Genomic DNA, 20,845 nt, shown 5'->3' on the forward strand with positions numbered 1-20,845 from the left:
CCTATCATTTAAAATACACGACACAAAACTTCTCCACCAACTTTTAATCTACGTGCATTATAATCGGTCATCACTCCTTTCGGTGTAGATATAATAAAAATTCCAAGACCATTATATGCTTTAGAAATGTCCTTACACTTAGAATAATAACGACAACCGGGCTTTGATACCCTAGCTATATCATTAATCACAGGTGATTTATCATAATACTTCAACTGCACAACAAGCGAAGGGATACTATCACTCTCTTGCTTTTCATAATTAAGAACATACCCTTCCTCTTTTAAGATCTTCAATATAGAAGAATTCACTTTAGAGAATAGGACTCTTGTTTCCCTATGCATTGCCAATTGAGCATTACGTATTCTTGTTAAAAAATCACCAATACCATCAGATAACGACACTATTACACTCCTTATATCACATTTACCAACTAGATTTTGTAACCCCTGGAACTTGTCCAAAAGAACACAAATCACGTAAAACAATCCTACATAAACCAAATTTTCTATATACTCCTCTCGGCCTACCAGTTAAAGCGCATCTATTCCTAATTCTGATTTTAGAAGAATCTCTAGGCAATTTTTTAATCAGCTTACTTTGAGCTGCAAACCTTTTTGCAATAGATAAATCCTTATTATTCATTATAGATTTTAATTCTTCCCTTCTCTCCCTATATTGATCGCATAACTTTATTCTACGAAGATTCTTCTGTATCATGGATTTTTTTGCCATATATATTTTCTCTCAATTATCAAAAAAAGGGAATTTAAGAGCCAGTAATAATTCCTTTGCTTCCTTATCACTAACTGCACTTGTTATAATATTAATATCCATACCTCTAATTTTACTTATTTTATCATAGTCTATTTCTAAAAATGATATATGCTCCTTGATACCAAGGGAAAAATTACCATGACCATCAAATTGCTTCACACTAAACCCTCTAAAATCTTTTTCCCTTGGCAAAGCAATATATATTAATCTTTCTAAGAATTCATACATTTTATTTCTACGCAAAGTCACTTTACAACCTACAGTTGCACCTTTTCTAATTTTGAAACCAGAAATAGATTTTTTTGCAAAGGTTAACACAGGCTTTTGCCCAGCAATCAAATGTAGATTATCAAATGGCTCATTTATCGCTTTATTGTCCGTAGCAGCATCTCCAACGCCCATATTGATACACACCTTGACAAGTTTAGGCACTTGCATTACATTGCTGTAATTAAACTTATCCTTTAAGGATTTTACTATATTATCTTTATACAATTGTTTAAACATATCAACCTAATCTATCACTTCTCCAGAAACTTTTGCAAAACGCACTTTTCTACCATCTATAATCTTAAATCCTACTTTAGTTGGAGTTTTACACTTAGGATCCAATATTGCAACATTGGATACATCAATAGCTAACTCTTTATTCAATATACCACCACCACTACCAGCTCTTGGTTTAGTATGTCTCTTACACACATTTACGCCAGAAACAACTACTTTCTTTTTAGCATCACGTATTATAACTTTGATTACCTTACCAATTTTTCTCTTATCTTTACCAGTTAAAACTATAATATCATCACCACTTTTTATTTTAGCACTCATTATAAAACCTCATCAGCTAATGACATTATTTTCATAAAAGAACCAGATAACAACTTTTTTACTGGACCAAACACCCGAGTGCCAAGTGGTTCACCTTGATCATTAATTAAAACCACAGCATTGCTAGAAAAACGAATTACAGAACCATCAGATTTCTTAACACTATTTTTTACTCTAACAACAACCGCTTTATATACTTTTCCTTTTTCAACTTTACCTTTTGGGTTAATAGACTTAGTAGATATAATAATCGTATCACCTACAGATGCAGATTTCCTACCACCTAACAAGCCAATACAAAGCACTGCACGCGCACCAGAATTATCAGCTACTTCTAACAATGTATTTTTTTGAATCATATAAATACCTATTCCTTTTTAGCTATTGATAACAACCCATTTTTTAGTAACAGAAATAGGCTTATGTTCCTGTATTAAAACCCTATCTCCCTTTTTGCAACTATTATTCTCATCATGTGCTGTATACTTCTTGTATTTTTTAATAACTTTTTTATACAGCCTATCCTTATACACTTGTAACACCGAAACCTTTACAGTCTTATCAGACTCAGCATTAGTTACGACACCACAAAAAACCTTCTTAGGCATTTTTTCCCTCTCTCTTTCTTCTATTTAATACAGTTAGACTACGAGCTATGCTCTTTCTTATTAAGCTAAAACGCGAAAAATTGTTGCACTGGCCCAGCTTTTTTTGAAAAGCCAAATTAACAAATTCTTTCCTCAAATTCACAAGAAGTTCATGTAATCCTTGTGAAGATTCTGATTCAAATTTAACTATATCCATTGCAACTCCATTCAATTATGATTAGATATAAATTTACACTTCATAGGAAGCTTAGCAGTCGCTTTTTCAAGCGCCAATCTTGCTAAATGCATGGGAACATCACTACTAATTTCAAACAAAACCCTACCGGGCTTAGCTTTAAATACCCAAAATTCAACACTACCTTTCCCTTTACCCATACGTACATCTGCTGGCTTTTTACTAACCGGGGTATCAGGAAAAATTCTTATCCACACTTTACCAGAGCGTTTTAACGTTCTAGATATTACGCGCCTTGCAGTTTCAATATGCTTAGACTGAACCTTACCTACTTCCATAGCTTTTAATCCATAATCTCCAAAAGACAGCGTGCTACCACCCTTAGCATTACCCTTAATTCTCCCCTTAAATACCTTTTTATATTTACTCTTTTTGGGAACAAACATTTCAATATACCTTAACTACCAACATAAACCCAAACTTTAACTCCTATAATACCACATATAGTCTTCGCTTCACAAAAAGCATAATCTATATTAGCACGCAAAGTGTGTAAAGGCAAACGACCTTCTTTGTACCATTCAGTACGAGCTATTTCAGCTCCGCCAAGACGCCCAGAGCAACTTACTTTAATACCCTCAGCACCCATCTTCAAACAATTTTGAATAGCTTTTTTCATCGCCCTTCTACATGAAATCCTTTTTTCTAGCTGATGTGTAATACTCCTTGATATTAAAACTGCATCTATTTCAGACTTTTTAACTCCTACTACATTCACTTCGACACTACTTTCTACTTTTTTAGCTATTTTTTGCTTTATCTTCTCAACATCCAAACCTTTCTTACCTATTATAACCCCAGGTTTAGAAGAATGTATTATTACAGACACTAAAGTAACTGTACGCTCTACAGTTACTTTAGAAATACCAGCATGCTTAAAGGATGCATTTATATAACTGCGAATAAATAGATCTTGATGCAATTTCTGTTTATAATCGTCCGTAGCACACCAAACAGAATCCCAGGTATTACTATTTATTTGCAATCTAAATACTTTAGGATTAACCTTCTGTCCCATATTTTTACACTTTCCTTATTAATTTTCCATTTCTATAAATCATACAATTTCTTTCAATTTTATAGTTATATTACTATAAAATTTGCTCATTCTATTAGCCCTACCCATAGCTTTTGGATATACTCTACGCAAAGTAAGTGACTTACCTATTAAAATTTCCTTTATATATAAATTATCAACGTTCAATCCATAATTATTTTGAGCATTAGCAATTGCAGAATTCAACACCTTCATTATAAAACCGGCAGCCTTTTTTTCACAAAATCTTAATTGTACATTAGCAAAAGAAACTTTTTTATTACGCACTAAATCAGCAACCAAATTTAATTTGCGAGGAGTTGATCTTAAAACCTTAGAACCAGCCTCAACTATTATATCCCTATTTTTCATATCAATTGCCTACCTTCTTGTTGCCTTTTTATCACCACCATGCCCAGTAAATTTACGAGTAGGTGAAAATTCACCGAATTTATGACCTATCATATTCTGATTATCAACACTAACAGGAATGTAATCTTTACCATTATAAACAGCAAATTTTAAACCCAAACAATTAGGAAGAATTACAGAAGCCCTGGAATGAATTTTTATCACCTTATTAATAGAACCCTCTTTTAAAGCTCTCTGAACTAATCTTAGTACAGATGGGTGTAAAAAAGGTGGTTTCCATACAGATCTACTCATAAATTAACCTTTCAATTTTTTTATATACTTATCACTAGATTTATTTTTTTTCCTAGTTTTGTTTCCTTTTGTTGCAACACCCCAAGGAGTAACAGGATGACGACCGCCAGAAGTTTTTCCCTCTCCACCTCCATGAGGATGGTCAACCGGATTCATTGCAACTCCACGTACAGTAGGTCTAATCCCAAGCCACCTACTTCTCCCAGCTTTACCCAACTTTCTATTCTTATGGTCAGGGTTAGATACTACACCAATAGTAGCCTTGCAAGAAGATAAAATCAACCTAATTTGACCAGACCTGAGTCGTAATAAAACATATTGGCCATCACGACCAACGATTTGTGCATAACAACCAGCAGCTCTAGCAATCGCAGCACCATTACCTGGCTTCAGCTCAACATTATGAACGAAAGAACCAACAGGTATATGCTTGAGTAGTAAACAATTCCCTGGCAAAATATCAGCATCATCTCCAGCTGTCACAACATCACCAGGCTTCATACCTTGAGGAGCTAATATATAAGATTTAATATCATCTTCCTTATATGATATTAATGCTAAAAACCCACTTCTATTTGGATCATACTCTATTTTCTCAACTATACCTTGATCACTTCTGTTACGTTTAAAATCTATAACTCTATACTTCTTCTTGTGACCACCACCCCTGTGACGAGTTGTAATTCTACCATGATTATTTCTTCCACCACTGGATTTCTTACCAAATACAAGAGACTTCTCCGGCTTATCTTTTGATAAACCAATTTTACTTATTAATATAGTCCCACGAGAAGACGGAGTAACAGGATTAAAAAATTTCATACCCATATTAAACGCTCATTATATCTAATTTTTGACCATCTATCAAAGAAAAATAAACCTTTTTTCTCTGTTTTTTACAACCAACCACACCCCTGAAACGTCTATATTTAGGTTTAACTCTAATAACATTTATAGAAGAAATTCTGACATTAAATAAAGACTCTATTGCCGATTTTATTTGACGCTTATTTACATTTACAAAAACATACAAAGAGTATTTATTAAACTTCTCTCTTAAAAGAGAAGCCTTTTCTGTGATTACAGGAGATTTTATTATATTATTATATTTAATCATAACAATCTACCTTCAAGATGCTTTAAAGTGTCTTTTGTTAACATCACGCATTCATGATTCAATATATCAAAAACATTTAACCCAATAGGTTTGATTAAATCTACATAATGCAAATTTTTAGCAGCACGTAACAAATCATCTCCATAATCACCAACTATTAAAAAAGAAGAAAATTTAAAATTTTTAATATATTCACACATTTTAGATGTTTTCTTCACATCAACATTCAAACTATCAAGAACAATAACTTGATTATTTAAATATTTTAGAGATAAAGCAATTTTCAAACCAAATTTACGTACTTTTTTATTAAGAGAATAAGCATGACTCCTCACAACAGGACCAAAAATAATCCCACCACCTCTAAACTGAGGAGATCGCAAGCTCCCCTGTCTCGCCCTACCGGTACGTTTTTGACCATACGGCTTAGCTGTTGTACCAGAAACATCACTGATACCCTTTGTTTTATGAGCACCAACTCTTCTCTTTGCTAATTGCCATCTCACTATATCATGCAAAATACTCAATTTTTGCTTGGCAGAAAATATCAAGGGATTAAGCTCAACACTACCTACATTATTATTAGATAGATCAACTAATTCACATTCCATAACTAACTCACCAAATTATTAGCATCATCACTCATATTCAACAGCAGACCTGCTGGAAAAGGAACATCTTTATGTAAAGGCTTTTTAACTGCATCTCTCACAAAAACATAAGAGTTTTTAAACCCAGGAACATTATTACCCTTTACAGCAATTATGCTATTTTCATAATCAATGGATAATATTTTCATATTCTGTACAGTTACTCTGCTATTACCTAAATGACCAGCCATTTTCTTCCCCTTGAATACTCTACCAGGATCTTGACATTGACCAGTAGAACCTTGTGATCTATGAGCAATAGAAACGCCATGAGATGCCCTAAGCCCACTGAAGTTATGCCGCTTCATCACACCAGCAAACCCTTTACCTAAAGAATAACCCGTAATGTCAAGATATTGACCAACTACAAAATGATTAACCCCCACCTTTTTACCACATTCTATTCCGAATAGATCAGTTAATCTACTTTCGTATAATTTACATTTACTATTTATACCCTTTTTCTTTAAATATTCCAACTGAGGTTTTGCTATTTTTTTTAAATCTCCTGTGCCTAAAATGACTGAATTGTAGCCACATTTATCTTGTCCTTTTATATCGATAATATAAGTTTCGCTGAGATGCAATAAGGTTACAGCCATGCGACTATTATCAAAATACATAGCAGTATGGCCAACATTCGTCATTAACAAACCAATTCTCCTAAGCGAATTTATTCTCTTCATTTCCTTTTCCTAAATATTAACTTCCTTAACCTTTAAATCCACTTCTACACCAGCAGAAAAAGATAAATCTGCAAGCATCTTCATCATAGTAGAAGTAGGATTATGTACAATAATTAACCGCTTAGAAATTCTCATTTCAAATTGCTCACGAGATTTTTTATCAACATGAGGAGACCTATTAACAGTAAATTTAGAATCTTTTCTTGGCAACGCAATCGGACCAGATAAATCTGCATTAAACTGCTTTAATTGATCAATAAACTCGCGAATACACTTTTCCAACAAAGAACAATCGAAAGCTTTGATTCTAATATATATATCTTGCTTCATCTTAGTTATTATACTCATTCTAAAATTTCCGAAACAACGCCAGAACCAACAGTTCTACCACCTTCTCTTATCGCAAAACGTAATCCTTTATCCATTGCTATTGGTACTTGCAACTCCACTTCTATACTTACATTGTCCCCTGGCATTACCATCTCCTTTCCATCTAGCAATTTTATGCTCCCAGTTACATCCGTTGTCCTTAAATAAAACTGTGGCTGATAATTTCCAAAAAATGGTGTATGCCTTCCTCCTTCTTCTTTCTTCAATATATACACCTCCGCATTAAATTTCTTATGCGGGGTTATTGTCCCTGGTTTTGCCAATACTTGCCCTCTCTCCACTTCTTCTCTCTTTGTTCCTCTTAGTAGTATTCCTACATTGAGTCCTGCACTTCCCTTATCTAGCAACTTCTTAAACATCTCAACACCAGTACATATCGTCTTTTGCGTCGCTTTCAGACCTATTATCTCTATCTCATCCCCTGTCTTTATCTCCCCCTTCTCTATTCTTCCTGTTACTACCGTCCCTCGGCCCGATATTGAAAATACATCTTCTATTGGCAACAAAAACGGCAAATCTACAGGCCTTGGAGGTACTGCCACATACTCATCTAACTTCTCCATCAATTTATCTATTGATTTCTTTCCATACTCACTACTATCATCCTCTAATGCTTTTAACGCAGACCCAACTATCACAGGCACTTCATCACCTGGAAATCCATACTTACTCAGCAACTCTCTCACTTCCATTTCTACCAAATCTATCATATCAGCATCAGCAACATCAGCTTTATTTATATATACCACGATATATCCAACACCCACCTGTTTTGCCAGCAATATATGCTCTCTCGTTTGTGGCATCGGCCCATCAACCCCTGACACTACCAATATCGCTGCATCCATCTGTGCTGCACCTACTATCATATTCTTTACATAATCAGCATGTCCAGGGCAATCAACGTGTGCATAGTGTCTCTTTTCTGTTTGATATTCAACATGCGCTGTTGCTATTGTTATACCTCTCTTTCTCTCTTCTGGCGCTTTATCTATTTGATCATATGCTACAAAATTACCATAATGCTTTGTTATCGCCGCTGTTAACGTTGTCTTCCCATGATCCACATGTCCTATCGTTCCCACGTTTACATGCGGCTTTCCAAATGCTTCTACTATCGCTGTCATAATTTTAACTCTTCTACCTAAAATACAAATACATCAATAAATAATATGTTGATTTTATATAAATACAACAAAAAAAGAGCGGATAGTGGGAATCGAACCCACGTCACTAGCTTGGAAGGCTAGAGCTCTACCATTGAGCTATACCCGCACAATGGAGGAGGTAGGATTCGAACCTACGTACGCAATGCGGACAGATTTACAGTCTGTTACCTTTAACCACTCGGTCACTCCTCCACAAAAATCTGTTAAGAGAACACTACCTTAACTTAAGTTTTATTATTCCTAATATTAAACATCCAAATCCAAAAGATCAAGTAATAAAAGCTAATCTAACTGATTTCAGTTAGATTTTACTTTTATATAACAAAATATTGTCAATAAAACGCCCAAATAAGTAATGTGAATCATGTGTACCTGGCGCTTCTTCTGGATGGTATTGAGTAGAAAAGACTGGGTAATCCTTCATCATTATCCCCTCTACACTATTATCAAATAGAGAAATATGAGTAACTTCAACGTTACTTGGAAGAGAAGCTGAATCAACAACAAAACCATGATTTTGGCTAGTTATCTCAACTTTTTTACTCTCCAGATCATAAACTGGATGATTACTCCCTCGATGACCAATATCCATCTTGACAGTCTTTGCTCCCAAAGTAACTGCAAGTAATTGATGGCCCAGGCATATGCCAAAAGCTGGTATTTTAGATTTCACAATAATTTCTATTTCTGAAATTACACTCTCTCCTATCTCTTGTGGATCACCAGGGCCATTTGAAAGCACTATACCATCTGGATTCATGCTTAATATTTTGTGAGCAAAACCTGTATCTGGTTTGACTAATTCAACCGTACAATCAAGTTCTACTAAGCGTGAGATTATACTATTTTTTATACCGAAATCAACAATTACAACCCTATATTTTGCATTAAGAACGCTTTGAAAGTTATTACTTAAACTGACTTTCTTAGTTATTTCTATTCCATTTACAGATTTGTATTTCTTCAATTCATCTAATATATGTGCCTCACTTGACGGACATATCATTCCATTTTGAGATCCATGTTTTCTCAAATATCTCGTCAAAGCTCTAGTATCAATTCCCGATATCCCAACTACATTATTTTTCTCCAACCAATCATTTAAACTAATATATGAAGAAGAGTGAGACATAGGAGAAAGTTCACGCATAACCACACCACTTGCAAAAACTTTTTCTCCTTCATTATCTTTGTGATTTATTCCAACATTACCAATATGAGGAAAAGTGAACGCTATTATTTGATCAGCAAAAGAAGGATCTGTTATAGTATGCTGATAACCTGTCATACCAGTGGTAAAACAAACTTCACCTATACATTTGCCTCTTTTACCTACCGATTTTCCCAAAAAGTACTTGCCATCTTGTAAAACTAAAGCTGCATCCTGCATTTAATTCTCTCAACTCATTTAAAATATTATATAAGAATTTTAAATTACAAGTAAGCAAATACTAAATTTCCCTTTAAGTTTATATAAAATTCAAAATTATAAGTAGCTTTCTTTTTTTATTATTTAGCAAAATTATAGCAAACTTAACTTGTGTGAATAGGCAATAGTCATTACATTCATACTTCACGTTATGTAAATTCACATGGATAGAAAAACTTGTCTCATTACAGGAGCATCATCTGGCATTGGAGAAAGTCTAGCACGGTTGCTCATTAAAGATGGATGGTTTGTGGTTGGCATTGCAAGGCGCACTGAAAAACTGGAAAAATTAAAAGAAGAATTAGGTAGTAATTTTTTACCTATAACATGTGATGTAAGCAAAAGTGAAAATATTAAAAACTCGTCTGATTTTTTAAAAAAGCAAAATATTATACCAAATCTCTTTTTTCTTAATGCAGGATGTGGCGAAATAGAAGATAAGTTTCATACCAACATTCATAGAAAAACATTTGAAACCAATTATTTTGGCGTTATCAACTGGATTGAAGAATGGATTCATCATAATTCCTTGGCAACTTTTGCGGTTATATCTTCTCTTGTTGCTATGCATGCAACACCACATGCTTCTGCATACTGTGCCAGCAAAGCAGCACTAAAAAGTTGTTTTCAATCACTAAAAATCCAATATTCTAACAGTAGCACAAAGTTTATCACCATAATGCCAGGGCCAGTAAAAACAGATATGTTTAAGTCTAATAAACCACTTCCCTTCATATGGGAGCCAGAAAAAGCTGCAGCATATATTTTAAAAAGTATATTTAAAGGAAAGAAAGTTATAGCGTTTCCAATTTTCTGGCGGTTATTTTTTCATATTTTACAAATTCTTCCCACTAAAATGACTGCAAGAATCTTACGATAATCACCAAATCTACCATCTTGTAAAGCTAAAGCTCTTCAAAACTCAATCGCAAGCTTCTCCACACAAAAACATCTTGACTATCGCATGTTTCATATTATATGAATAAACTGTTAATGAAAGTGGAGGGTTGCAATGCCTAATAATACAGATCAGTCTAAAAAAATAAATGAGAAATGGTTATTTATAGGAGGTGCTTCACTGTTTCTTGTAATAATGCTACCATCAATTTTTCTCTTAGCAAAAATAGCTATGATGTTTGTTATAATCTCAACTACAGCAATAGCAATAAAAATTGCCTCAAAAGCAATATCAAACGTTTTAGAGGATAAAGAGAATCAATCAACACAAAATAAAATTATAAACCTAGCTATTGGAGCAGTGTCCATACTTGCAGGTGGGATATCATTACTTATTACAGCAAAAGTTGGTTTCATCGCAATATGTTCAACTATAGCTATTTTAGCTCTGTATGAATATATTAAAGATGAAAAAATAGGTAAGGATATAAATGATAAATTCGATGAAATAGCTAATAATACAACTGAGTTTTGCGTCAACAGCATTGAAAAACTTATTCCATCACAAAGTTGTGAAGTGTAATCTTTTGTTTATAAATTTTTAGATGCATGGCTAACGTATAAACACTGAAATCAGCACTTCCTTTCTTGTTATCCTAGTAATGGCTTCCATCATCAAAAATGTTGTATTACTTTTATACTCGCAAATCTAACTGGATTCCAATGCTGGAATGACATTACCTTGAATGGAAATCGGTGCGTGATGTACATCTGTATAGAGATTAAATATGTCATTCAGTTTGTTATCATTCTAGTACTGCCATTCTATAGGTAACAGCTGTACCTGGAGCTCCTCTCTTGTCATTCCAGCACCGGAATCCAGAAAACTTAATTTCAAACCAGTACTTTCCCTCTTTTCATCCCAATTTCCAAAATGTTACTCCAGTACTGAAATCCAGCTTTTTTATAACTATCGAAAACACTGTATTACTTTACAAATTTAACTAGATATAATTACTGGCATGGCACGTTCGTAAAATTACGATAAAAAATTACTTGACAAACTCTAATAGTTTTGTTACCATGCACAGTGAAGGTGTTCTAGAGCTCGGAATCTATCTTCGTCTGCAGACTTTTCAATTCAATTAATCTATAATCTTCAGTTAAAATATATTTTAGCTATACTTCGGTCGTAGCTGTATACATTTTTCTCAATCTTTTTTATTAGTGGAGGACTATCATGTTTAAAACACTGAATTACGCATATCATTGACCTACATGTCTTTAAAGGACAGATGGTACCTATGTCCTTTTTATATAAATTATTGTGTTTTTATGTCTTTTTTAGCAATGTCATTTATTGTTTTACGCCCCAGTCTTTTTCAAATATTGCGAGCCCTTGATCAGTAAGTGGATGATTAATTAACTGTCTAAGTATTTTTGCTGGCACAGTAATTGAATGAGCACCGAGCCGTGCAGCTTCTATTACATGTGCTGGACTTCTTACTGATGCAACAAGAACTTTTGTCTTAAAATTATAATTAGAATATATAGTGCATATATCTTCTATTAGCGATAAGCCATCATAGCTTATATCATCAAGGCGACCAACAAAGGGAGAAATAAAACAAGCACCGGCCTTAGCGGCAAACAGTGCTTGTCCAGGAGAAAAACATAATGTGATATTAGCAGGTATTTTATGTTCTGTCCACAACTTTTTACAAGAAATTAATCCTTCATGTGTAAGGGGTAACTTTACTACGATATTACTAGCGATTTTCGCTAACTTAAGGCCTTCCTTAACCATATCTTCATGGCTATCTGCAACAACTTCAACACTAACAGGTCCTTTTATAATAGAACATATTTCGCTTACTAAATCTTCGTACTTATCTTTATGTCCAGATTTTGCTATTAAAGAAGGATTAGTTGTTATACCATCAATGAACTCTTTTAGCTCCTTAATTTCATTCAAATCAACACTATCAAGAAAAATTTCCATATTATTGTCCTATTAAAAACCTATTTTTACAAAATATTGTCATCTTTGAAAAGTATTAAATAAAATCGGATTTTTAACTCAACTCAATTTTCAGTCCGTTAGGAAAGAAAATATTGCACTGAGACACAGTATAGCGCTTTCCTTAATTGGTTGCATTTTATTAACAAAATTAGCATAACCAATTTCTGAAGTTTACTAGCTTTACGTTCAATAGAAATTCTTGCATAGCCTAAAACTTAGTACTACTACTAGTATAGTAACACAAATAGGTAGTGAGGAACAATAAACAAAATGACTAAGTTCGAGTTTAACGCTCGCAATTAAATTCAACTAAAAAGGTTAATATAAAAGGAGTTAATCACTCCTAAAGTAAATATATTATCAGAACAATAGTAATAGGGGGTATACTATGTCAACAAATTTCCCGACATTGAAAAACATATTAGCAGAGCTGAAAAGAAAAAATAGCATTACTGTTTTAGAAGAACATTGTCAGGAAAAATGGGAGGTTTATGACTTGCTCATGGATTTAACAAATGATGAAAATTTTAAGCAAGCATATATAGATCTATCTTTCAACAAGAGCTTTAAAAAAAACTTTATAGAATTAGCAAATCAGGCAAAAAAAGCTGTAAGTAAGTATTTTAGAGACAAAGACATAGACCTTCGAGCTTTTTATGTAGAAACTAACAATTCTGATAAAGTGTTAAACATTAATCTTATTAATTACAATAGAAGTGAGCCAATAAGAATTAGTGATATCTTACAGCAAGAAAGGGATATTAGCACATTGAATATCTATTGCGATAAAAAGCATGACATATACGCTTACCGAAAAGGTAAGGAAAGACATTATGAATTTAAAGAGGGTGCATATTATGAAATGACAAGCACTTGGCCTGTGCAGGACAAGGATGGGAAAACTTTTACCTGTACTATGGTTATGAATGTAAGTAATTCTGGTATAACTAAAGTACTACAGTTTAATGGTAAAGATTTTGAATCGCCACCTGAGGAGTTTTTGGAATTAATAAGACAAAATGAAGAATTATATATTCAAGGTCTCTCTCTACATGACGCTGTCAAAGCATTATTGAAAAAGAACAAAAATGCTAACATTGCACCGGCTGTTAGTAATCTGCAAAATAACGAACATATCGTAATCAATCAAGACGAAAAGATGAAAGATCTTGAAAATGATGCTAAAAGCAATCCTATTCTTTCTTTCACTAGCAACAATGTATCAGAGGTTAATCCACAGCAGATTGCAACTCAGGCAATTGCAACTCAAACAGAAGTTAATTCACAACAACTAGATCAAAAGCTTACAAAAGCTGAGCAAGAAATTAGAGAATTAAATGAGCAGAGGAACAATTTACAGCATAGGCTCGAAGAGGCCAAGCAAGAATTTGAAAAGCATAATAGTGATTTACAGAATAAACTTGGAGAAGAAAAGCAAAAAAATGCAAAATTACAAACTGAACTGACACAAAAAGATGAAAAACTAGCAAATATGTCAACAGAGCTGCAAGAAAGAGCGCAAGAACTTGAAGGTGCATATGAAGAAAAGAAAGACCTGAAGAAAAAGCTGGAAGTTGCCAATGTAAAAAATAAGAAACTGGAAGATACATTGCAGATAGAGAGCGAGCAAGCAGAACGTATAATGATCGAAGAGAATGAGCGCTTAACGAATTTAAAATATAGGCTCGACAAGGCTGAGCAAGAATTTGAAAAGCATAATAGTGATTTACAGAATGAACTTGGAGAGGAAAAGCAAAAAAATGCAAAATTGCAAGCTGAACTGACACAAAAAAATGAAAAACTAGCAAATATGTCAACAGAGCTGCAAGAAAGAGCGCAAGAACTTGAAGGTGCATATGAAGAAAAGAAAGACCTGAAGAAAAAGCTGGAAGTTGCCAATGTAGAAAAAGAAGAGTTGACAAGTGAGGTAAGAAAATTGCAAGAGGAATTAGACCAGCTGTTAAGTAATTGCATAATAAAGCAAAAAAAATCAGAACAGGAACTCATGGAGGCTAAGCAAGAAATTGAAGAATTAGAGAAGTGCAATAGTGATTTACAGAATAAACTTGAAGAAGAAAAGCAAAAAAACGTAAAATTGCAAATTGGACTAACACAAAAAGATGAGAAGCTAGAAAATATATCAACAGAGCTGCAAGAGAAAATACAAGAACTTGAAAGTGCACATGAAGGAAAGAAAGATCTAGAGAAAAAGTTAACAATTGCTAATGCAAAAAATGAAAAACTGGAAGATAAATTGAAACAGTTTAAAAAAGCGGAAGAGGAAGCAGAATATATATTAAGTGAAAAGTGGAAAGATATAGAGAATTTAAAATCTAAAATTCTACGCTTAGATGATAAGCACAACACAAATCTGGAATCTTATGAACAAAAGGTAGATCAGCTAAAGCGGGAATATGAAGAGTTAAAGAACGAGCTAGAGCTTAAAGATGAGCAGATTAAGAGGCAAGAAGAACAGTTACGGCAGAAGATAAAAGATGAACGTTTAACGAATTCAAAATCTCAAATGCAAAATTTGCAAAGTGAGCACACCGCACATTTGGAACCTGATGAACAAGAGGTAAGTGAGCTAGAGTGGGATGAAAGGTGGGATTTTAAATCGTTAGAGGGAGAGCTAGAGACTAAAGATGAGCAAATTGAGAGGCAAAGAGAACAGATACGGCAGGAGGTAGAAGAAGAAATAGTGGATAAATACCGTCCATTACTGGAATCACAGTTTAAAGAGTATGAGAATGAGATTGAAATATTGAAAGAAAAGATTAAAGATCAAGCTATGGAAATTGAAAGAATAACGGGAGAAAGAGAAAAGCTAAACGGTAAAGAGAAACATCTAAATAACCAAGTAGAAATGCTAAGTACAGAGATTTCTCAACAGGAACCTTTGAACAATCGTGCAAAAATATCTGATCAGCTTGTAGGGGAAGTTGATAATGCAAAAAGAAAATCTAGATCTTCAAGCTCTGATAGTGCATTTTATAGTGATGATGATTGCTATAATTCACTTCTAGACTTAATCAGCAGTCCCTCAAAGGTGTGTAGCCAAAGTCAGCGTGGAAATGTTTAAAGATGCACATGAGACCAGCGGCTTCTTTATTCAAGTAGCCCCTCTTGTCATCCGAGTAGTGTGACACATAGCTGTACGAACATTGCAATACGGCACATAATAAATAATGTCATGCCAGTGCCTAGACACTGGGATCTAGTTTTTGGACATTGTTTTTGACATATGTCCTTAAGAACTATTGTTTACTGCATAATTTGCAAATACTTTTTATATCTGGATCCCAGTGTCACGCACTGGGATGACAAGAAGGAAGATACTGGAATGACATCTTCCCTGAACCATAATGTTCGTACAGTTGTGTGTCAGCTACTTGAACGACAAACATTGAGATGACAAGAGTAGACTTATTTCTTGAACAAAAAAGAGCCCCTAAAGAGATTTGACATCAAGATAACTTAAATATATACCAACTCTCTTATCTTTTAATGATTCCTCATCATGAGTCAAATGATCAAAAACCTGAATTTGATTCGTTATAATGCTACAATTATTATTTGCAACCTCTAATATACCATTATCAATTACAACTTTTTCCTTTGTCTGGTTACTCATTTGAGCAGTAATTATACCAGGCAATAAATAAATTAAGTAAGGAGAATGGTAAGCTAAAATCACTAGCTCTCCTTCAAGCCCATTCACTGAAAGCGAAACCACTTCATCGAATGAAATTCGATTATCAGGAGAAAAAAATTGCACCTTAAAAGTGTTCATAATCTTTAATGTCCGGCTCCAACTTCAGCTTTTATTGATTCAGCCTTTTCTATTGCTTCACTTATACTTCCCACCATATAAAAAGCAGCTTCTGGCAGGTTATCATATTTACCTTCAATAATTCCTTTAAAACTAGAAATAGTATCAGAAAGTGAAACAAATTTGCCAGACATGCCAGTAAATACCTCCGCAACATGAAAAGGTTGAGAAAGAAACTTCTGAATTTTACGAGCTCTATCAACAATAATTTTATCTTCATCAGATAGTTCATCCATACCAAGTATTGCGATAATATCTTGCAGCGACTTATAAGTTTGCAATATACGTTTCACTTCAGAAGCCACATTATAATGCTCTTCACCAATGATTTCAGCAGATAAAGACTGTGAAGTTGAGTCAAGTGGATCAACAGCAGGATATATACCCATTTCAGCTATCTGCCTTGACAACACTGTGGTTGCATCAAGATGAGAGAATGTAGTTGCTGGAGATGGATCGGTCAAATCGTCTGCAGGAACATATATAGCCTGTACAGAAGTAATAGAACCAGCAGTAGTTGAGGCTATTCTCTCTTGCATAGCGCCCATATCAGTCGCAAGAGTTGGCTGATAACCAACAGCCGACGGTATTCTTCCAAGCAAAGCAGAAATTTCAGAGCCAGCTTGAGTAAAACGGAAGATATTATCTACAAAAAATAGAACATCTTGATTTTCATGATCACGAAAATACTCCGCCATAGTTAGTGCTGTTAAAGCAACCCTAGCCCTTGCTCCAGGAGGTTCATTCATTTGACCATAAACCAAAACGGCTTGAGATTTTTCGTGCTCATTTATATCTATTACATTCGAAGTAATCATCTCGTTATAAAGATCATTACCTTCACGCGTTCTCTCTCCTACTCCAGCAAACACAGAAAATCCTTTATGAGCTTTTGCTATGTTGTTAATCAGCTCCATTATCAGAACTGTTTTACCAACACCAGCTCCACCAAATAAGCCAATTTTTCCTCCTTTAAGATAAGGAGCAAGAAGATCTATAACCTTTATTCCTGTAACTAAAACTTCTTCCTGTATCTTCTGCTCAGTAAAACTTGGAGGTGATCTATGTATAGGTTCTAAATCATACTTTCCTTTTAGCGGACCACACTCATCTATAAGCTCCCCTACAACATTAAAAATCCTTCCTAAAGTTGAGCGTCCAACCGGAACTGATATTGGTGCACCTGTATCAACAAACTCATCACCTCTTGACATACCATCTGTGCTATCCATAGCAATGCAACGAACTATATTGTCACCTATATGTTGTGAAACCTCTAAAACTAGCTCCTTGCCCTTACATTTTAGTTTGCTTTTTAAAGCATTAAATATCTTAGGTAACTCGCCTTCAAATTTTAGATCAACAACTGCTTGAGTTATCTTAACTGTTCTACCTATATTCATCTCTTTCATCACCTAACACTATAATTCTATAAAAGAACTTCTAAAAAATAAATCTTATATTATTAACAGAAATTTTGCAATATTAAAACACTTACTAGTTACGTTTCATTATAAATAGTGCAAATGCATTTAATAGCCAAGTAATAACAAATAACACTAAACTAAGCGCATAAGCAGCAAGAGTTTGCACACTATTGAAATCCTGATCTCCGGTAAGTAATGTAGCAATTTGTACAGTGATAGTAGTAACTGAATTGAGAGGATTAAAGGTCAAATTTGCATTGATTCCCACAGCCATTAGTACAATCATTGTTTCACCTATCACTCTTGAAATTGATAATAAAATTGCACTTAAAATTGTAGGCATTGCATAAGGTATTGTTATATGCCATATAGTTTCCGCTGGTGTTGCTCCAAGCGCCATAAAACCATAACGTAAACTTTTTGGAACAGATCTTATAGCATCTTCAAGCAAAGAAATAATAAAAGGAAGAATCATTATTCCAATCGATAAACCAGCAATCAAAGCACTTTCTGAGTGTATACTTAGATTAAAAAAATTCGCTACCTGCTTTATAAAAAAAGACAAAAATACAACTGAGAAGTATCCATATACAACAGTAGGAATAGCAGACAAAACCTGTAAGGCTGTATTAATAACATAACGCACTTTTTCACTCGCATACTCACTAATATATATTGCAGAAAATAAACCAAGCGGCACCGCAACTAACATTGCTACAATAGTTATAAGTAATGTCCCCACTAAAAGTGGCGCTATACCAAAACACCCCACCTCTCCTTCACCAATAATAGCTACATTATGCTTCCATTTTAAGCAAAATAAGAATTCTGAAATAGCTACTTTATTAAAAAAAGAAATGGACTGAACAAAAATAGATAGCATTATAAATAAAGTGATAAAAAGTGATATTGCTAAAGCCATAAATAACAAAAATTTTACCATCTTATTTCTTTTACCTTTAAAGATAAAAATCAGCATAAAAAAAAGTAACGCTATAGAAATAGAAGTTATAAAATAACCATCATAGAATGCTAACAAACAAGGTAGCATCCACATACAACTCAAATATATATAAGACTTAACTTTACTTACTGCTTGAAACTTACTCAAACAAAATAAAAGGATTAGTAAAACAGGTACGCCTATAATTAAATTCATTTTTCCATATATCAAATTTTATTCAATAAGAATGCCATAGAAGTTGACCATTATTTGACAATAGAGAAAAATAATTTAAAATAAATAGTTATATTAATATAAAAACAATGAAAAGAACATTTCAACCAAAAAATTTAAAAAAAAAGCACAAACATGGATTTCGTTCACGTATGTCAACAAAAGCTGGAAGAAAAATTCTTAATAAGCGTCGCTCATTAGGGTGTAATAAATTATGCGCATAGTAAGCATAAAAAAAAAGAGTTTTCCTTTGCTTTTAAAAACAGATTAGCACCTGACAGTCTTTTTTATCGAGGGGTATATATATCACTATATGCTATAAAAGAAAGAGAACCTGAAAAGTATATTCATGTTATTAGAGTAGGTCTGGCTATCAGTAAAAAAGTCGGAAAAGCAGCAAAAAGAAATAAAATAAAAAGGCAATTACGAATGCTAGCTAAAGTTAGCATTTCTAATATAAGTAATGTAGGATACTATTACATAATACTAACCCATAAAAACATTATGCAAGCAGGCTATAAAAATTTACAAAAAGACCTCAATATTTGCTTAAAGAAAGATAAAATAAGAAGAAATTTTCACTAAAGTATTTACAGCTATATTTTTTATGATAAGATAAGTAAACTTTTTAAAATAAATTAATAGATGTGGGTGCTTGATGGTAGAGAGTATAAGAAAACAAGATAAAAAGCTCGATACAAATAATGCTGAAGAGAGTTTTTATGAATATAGAAAGTCTAGCTATCGTACACAATGGGGAATGGCATTTGAACAAAGCCAATACTTAGAACAAAATAAGGATAATCCTAGAGGGAAGTTGCTAAATTTGAATATAGAAGCAACTTATTACAATAAGAGAATAGTTTGATAAAAGTAAAAGTACCCGTTCAGGGGAGTGGTTCAAGAAACGATAGGCAGGGGATTGTATAGTTCTCTTTGTTTCCATGTTAAGTATAATGAAATTATCCTTTCAAATTCCTAGCTCTGATTACGTAAAATATGAGCTTTTACAGTAAATGATATAATGCCTAATTTGCTGTTCAGCGCGATAGTGGAATACTTTCTGGTTTACTTAAAAAATTTCACATCATTCTTTCAGATTTTAAAATATTTTTCGCAACTTGAAAAGCTCCAGTTGCTTCAGATAGGTAGCTTCAAGTAATACCTTATACGTTTTGCAACTTTCTTACACTTCTGTTTCATTTTTTAATAAAGCTTTTTTTTAGCATAAATAATTCAGTGGATGCGTTTTTTAAGTAACAGCCCAGAATTTTAACTTCAATAGTCCAGCTATGTTTCAAAGTACCTGTCAGCGACTATTACGATTGCAAGATACACTGTCTTTTAAATCTTCTTTCCCTTTAAAACTTGCAGTATTGCTTCAGCACTAACCAAGTTTACCTTTATTATAACACGTTGATGCGCAAAACCTCACTTTTCTTATTCGATTTGCTCATACACCTTTTTGCATTTTGAGGGAATTCTATATTCACTATTTGATACGCTTTCAATTCACATTAAAAACATCACTTATAATTTTCACGTTTTGAATTTTTATAAAATCCACTGAGTGCTACAATTATCACCTAACTATTGGACCAAATGTATCTGCTTTTTGGTAGTTTGCTACTTCTTCTTTCTCCTCATCTCCAACAACTTAATTAATATTCAATTATATAAAGTTTGATTTTCGGAAGATCAATTATATTACCTCACAGCTACTCTATGTTTACCTTGTTTCATCGCTCTACTGAAGAGATATAAATAAAAAGAAATTTTTATAAACTTGGCAACGACCTACTTTCCCTTTTTAAGTATCATCGGCGCTAAAAAGTTTCACTTCCGAGTTCGAAATGAGATCGGGTGGTTCATTTTTGCTATAGTCACCAAGTCAA

General features: G+C 33.5%; 28 protein-coding genes, 2 tRNA genes, 1 rRNA gene and 1 pseudogene. 6 read left to right on the plus strand and 26 right to left on the minus strand.

Going from position 1 to position 20,845, the window contains the following annotated elements; translation table 11 throughout:
* Positions 1 to 8 precede the first annotated feature (8 nt).
* From rpsH to carA, 20 genes are all read right to left on the minus strand, one after another.
* Positions 9 to 404, minus strand: coding sequence for a 30S ribosomal protein S8 (gene rpsH, locus ACQH21_RS06725; protein ID WP_425384119.1), 396 nt, complete (start codon positions 402 to 404; stop codon positions 9 to 11).
* Positions 405 to 426: 22 nt separating this feature from the next.
* Entirely contained in the window at positions 427 to 735 is a 309-nt protein-coding gene (gene rpsN, locus ACQH21_RS06730; RefSeq protein ID WP_007302545.1) for a 30S ribosomal protein S14, read from the minus strand.
* 12 nt (positions 736 to 747) lie between these two features.
* Positions 748 to 1,284 carry a 50S ribosomal protein L5 gene (gene rplE / locus ACQH21_RS06735; RefSeq protein ID WP_010404703.1) on the minus strand — a complete coding sequence of 179 codons (537 nt, stop codon included), beginning with the start codon at positions 1,282 to 1,284 and terminating at the stop codon, positions 748 to 750.
* A 6-nt stretch (positions 1,285 to 1,290) separates the two neighbouring features.
* A complete protein-coding gene (gene rplX / locus ACQH21_RS06740; protein ID WP_010404700.1) occupies positions 1,291 to 1,608 on the minus strand; it encodes a 50S ribosomal protein L24 in 318 nt (105 codons plus the stop codon).
* Complete coding sequence (gene rplN, locus ACQH21_RS06745; RefSeq protein ID WP_007302542.1) at positions 1,608 to 1,967, minus strand: 50S ribosomal protein L14; 360 nt, start codon at positions 1,965 to 1,967, stop codon at positions 1,608 to 1,610. Before rplN ends, rplX begins: the two co-directional genes overlap by 1 nt.
* Positions 1,968 to 1,985: 18 nt before the next feature.
* Positions 1,986 to 2,216: a 30S ribosomal protein S17 gene (gene rpsQ, locus ACQH21_RS06750; RefSeq protein ID WP_010404696.1), complete on the minus strand. Its 231-nt coding sequence runs from the start codon at positions 2,214 to 2,216 to the stop codon at positions 1,986 to 1,988.
* Positions 2,209 to 2,412, minus strand: coding sequence for a 50S ribosomal protein L29 (rpmC, locus tag ACQH21_RS06755; protein ID WP_007302540.1), 204 nt, complete (start codon positions 2,410 to 2,412; stop codon positions 2,209 to 2,211). The genes rpsQ and rpmC overlap by 8 nt, the downstream gene beginning before the upstream one ends.
* Before the next feature lie 11 nt (positions 2,413 to 2,423).
* Positions 2,424 to 2,837, minus strand: coding sequence for a 50S ribosomal protein L16 (gene rplP / locus ACQH21_RS06760; RefSeq protein ID WP_006012233.1), 414 nt, complete (start codon positions 2,835 to 2,837; stop codon positions 2,424 to 2,426).
* A gap of 11 nt (positions 2,838 to 2,848) precedes the next feature.
* Positions 2,849 to 3,469 carry a 30S ribosomal protein S3 gene (gene rpsC, locus ACQH21_RS06765; protein WP_425384120.1) on the minus strand — a complete coding sequence of 207 codons (621 nt, stop codon included), beginning with the start codon at positions 3,467 to 3,469 and terminating at the stop codon, positions 2,849 to 2,851.
* Positions 3,470 to 3,508: 39 nt separating this feature from the next.
* Positions 3,509 to 3,859, minus strand: a complete 351-nt coding sequence (gene rplV, locus ACQH21_RS06770; protein WP_007302537.1) for a 50S ribosomal protein L22 — start codon at positions 3,857 to 3,859, stop codon at positions 3,509 to 3,511.
* Between the two features lie 9 nt (positions 3,860 to 3,868).
* Positions 3,869 to 4,153, minus strand: a complete 285-nt coding sequence (gene rpsS, locus ACQH21_RS06775) for a 30S ribosomal protein S19 (protein WP_010404687.1) — start codon at positions 4,151 to 4,153, stop codon at positions 3,869 to 3,871.
* 3 nt (positions 4,154 to 4,156) lie between these two features.
* Positions 4,157 to 4,981: a 50S ribosomal protein L2 gene (gene rplB, locus ACQH21_RS06780; RefSeq protein ID WP_139686901.1), complete on the minus strand. Its 825-nt coding sequence runs from the start codon at positions 4,979 to 4,981 to the stop codon at positions 4,157 to 4,159.
* A gap of 1 nt (position 4,982) precedes the next feature.
* Entirely contained in the window at positions 4,983 to 5,270 is a 288-nt protein-coding gene (locus ACQH21_RS06785; protein ID WP_010404680.1) for a 50S ribosomal protein L23, read from the minus strand.
* Positions 5,267 to 5,881 carry a 50S ribosomal protein L4 gene (rplD, locus tag ACQH21_RS06790; protein WP_006012216.1) on the minus strand — a complete coding sequence of 205 codons (615 nt, stop codon included), beginning with the start codon at positions 5,879 to 5,881 and terminating at the stop codon, positions 5,267 to 5,269. Before rplD ends, ACQH21_RS06785 begins: the two co-directional genes overlap by 4 nt.
* Positions 5,882 to 5,883: 2 nt before the next feature.
* On the minus strand, positions 5,884 to 6,606 hold the full coding sequence (rplC, locus tag ACQH21_RS06795) for a 50S ribosomal protein L3 (RefSeq protein WP_029237662.1): 723 nt from the start codon (positions 6,604 to 6,606) through the stop codon (positions 5,884 to 5,886).
* 9 nt (positions 6,607 to 6,615) lie between these two features.
* The gene (rpsJ, locus tag ACQH21_RS06800) at positions 6,616 to 6,936 is read right to left on the minus strand and encodes a 30S ribosomal protein S10 (protein WP_012482004.1); all 321 of its coding nucleotides are present in this window, start codon (positions 6,934 to 6,936) and stop codon (positions 6,616 to 6,618) included.
* 14 nt (positions 6,937 to 6,950) lie between these two features.
* The gene (tuf, locus tag ACQH21_RS06805; RefSeq protein WP_425384121.1) at positions 6,951 to 8,123 is read right to left on the minus strand and encodes an elongation factor Tu; all 1,173 of its coding nucleotides are present in this window, start codon (positions 8,121 to 8,123) and stop codon (positions 6,951 to 6,953) included.
* A 77-nt stretch (positions 8,124 to 8,200) separates the two neighbouring features.
* A tRNA-Gly gene (locus ACQH21_RS06810) sits at positions 8,201 to 8,271 on the minus strand.
* Positions 8,272 to 8,275: 4 nt separating this feature from the next.
* Positions 8,276 to 8,357, minus strand: a tRNA-Tyr gene (locus ACQH21_RS06815).
* A 109-nt stretch (positions 8,358 to 8,466) separates the two neighbouring features.
* Positions 8,467 to 9,555, minus strand: coding sequence for a glutamine-hydrolyzing carbamoyl-phosphate synthase small subunit (gene carA / locus ACQH21_RS06820; protein WP_425384122.1), 1,089 nt, complete (start codon positions 9,553 to 9,555; stop codon positions 8,467 to 8,469).
* A 202-nt stretch (positions 9,556 to 9,757) separates the two neighbouring features.
* Here carA and ACQH21_RS06825 point away from each other — a divergent pair, with 202 nt between their 5' ends.
* Positions 9,758 to 10,474 (plus strand): SDR family NAD(P)-dependent oxidoreductase, encoded by a 717-nt coding sequence (locus ACQH21_RS06825; protein WP_374699762.1) that lies wholly within the window; start codon positions 9,758 to 9,760, stop codon positions 10,472 to 10,474.
* A gap of 132 nt (positions 10,475 to 10,606) precedes the next feature.
* Entirely contained in the window at positions 10,607 to 11,074 is a 468-nt protein-coding gene (locus tag ACQH21_RS06830; RefSeq protein WP_010407187.1) for a hypothetical protein, read from the plus strand.
* 774 nt (positions 11,075 to 11,848) lie between these two features.
* Here ACQH21_RS06830 and fsa read toward each other — a convergent pair.
* Positions 11,849 to 12,493 carry a fructose-6-phosphate aldolase gene (gene fsa / locus ACQH21_RS06835; protein ID WP_007302527.1) on the minus strand — a complete coding sequence of 215 codons (645 nt, stop codon included), beginning with the start codon at positions 12,491 to 12,493 and terminating at the stop codon, positions 11,849 to 11,851.
* 409 nt (positions 12,494 to 12,902) lie between these two features.
* Between fsa and ACQH21_RS06840 the strand changes: the two genes are divergently transcribed.
* A complete protein-coding gene (locus tag ACQH21_RS06840) occupies positions 12,903 to 15,596 on the plus strand; it encodes a hypothetical protein (RefSeq protein ID WP_425384123.1) in 2,694 nt (897 codons plus the stop codon).
* Positions 15,597 to 15,965: 369 nt separating this feature from the next.
* On the opposite strand, the gene ACQH21_RS06845 is transcribed toward ACQH21_RS06840, so the two are convergent.
* The 3 genes from ACQH21_RS06845 to pstC all read right to left on the minus strand — a co-directional run bounded on the left by ACQH21_RS06845 (position 15,966) and on the right by pstC (position 18,932).
* Positions 15,966 to 16,307, minus strand: a complete 342-nt coding sequence (locus ACQH21_RS06845) for a F0F1 ATP synthase subunit epsilon (RefSeq protein WP_012482002.1) — start codon at positions 16,305 to 16,307, stop codon at positions 15,966 to 15,968.
* A gap of 5 nt (positions 16,308 to 16,312) precedes the next feature.
* Positions 16,313 to 17,749 (minus strand): F0F1 ATP synthase subunit beta, encoded by a 1,437-nt coding sequence (gene atpD, locus ACQH21_RS06850; RefSeq protein ID WP_425384550.1) that lies wholly within the window; start codon positions 17,747 to 17,749, stop codon positions 16,313 to 16,315.
* Positions 17,750 to 17,843: 94 nt separating this feature from the next.
* A complete protein-coding gene (gene pstC / locus ACQH21_RS06855; protein WP_425384124.1) occupies positions 17,844 to 18,932 on the minus strand; it encodes a phosphate ABC transporter permease subunit PstC in 1,089 nt (362 codons plus the stop codon).
* A gap of 107 nt (positions 18,933 to 19,039) precedes the next feature.
* Here pstC and rpmH point away from each other — a divergent pair, with 107 nt between their 5' ends.
* The 3 genes from rpmH (at position 19,040) to ACQH21_RS06870 (ending at position 19,818) form a co-directional block, all read left to right on the plus strand.
* Positions 19,040 to 19,174: a 50S ribosomal protein L34 gene (rpmH, locus tag ACQH21_RS06860; protein ID WP_010404613.1), complete on the plus strand. Its 135-nt coding sequence runs from the start codon at positions 19,040 to 19,042 to the stop codon at positions 19,172 to 19,174.
* Positions 19,158 to 19,535 (plus strand): ribonuclease P protein component, encoded by a 378-nt coding sequence (gene rnpA, locus ACQH21_RS06865; RefSeq protein WP_080589533.1) that lies wholly within the window; start codon positions 19,158 to 19,160, stop codon positions 19,533 to 19,535. The genes rpmH and rnpA overlap by 17 nt, the downstream gene beginning before the upstream one ends.
* Positions 19,536 to 19,608: 73 nt before the next feature.
* Complete coding sequence (locus ACQH21_RS06870) at positions 19,609 to 19,818, plus strand: hypothetical protein (RefSeq protein WP_264686664.1); 210 nt, start codon at positions 19,609 to 19,611, stop codon at positions 19,816 to 19,818.
* A gap of 32 nt (positions 19,819 to 19,850) precedes the next feature.
* Here ACQH21_RS06870 and ACQH21_RS06875 read toward each other — a convergent pair.
* Together ACQH21_RS06875 and rrf are read right to left on the minus strand one after the other, a co-directional pair.
* Positions 19,851 to 20,653 (minus strand): annotated as a pseudogene (locus ACQH21_RS06875) (IS66 family transposase); the annotation flags it as partial.
* Positions 20,654 to 20,734: 81 nt separating this feature from the next.
* Positions 20,735 to 20,841: ribosomal RNA gene (rrf, locus tag ACQH21_RS06880) — 5S ribosomal RNA — on the minus strand.
* Positions 20,842 to 20,845 lie beyond the last annotated feature (4 nt).

The organism is Wolbachia endosymbiont (group B) of Eupithecia inturbata (genome assembly GCF_964030915.1).
Classification (GTDB): Bacteria; Pseudomonadota; Alphaproteobacteria; order Rickettsiales; family Anaplasmataceae; genus Wolbachia.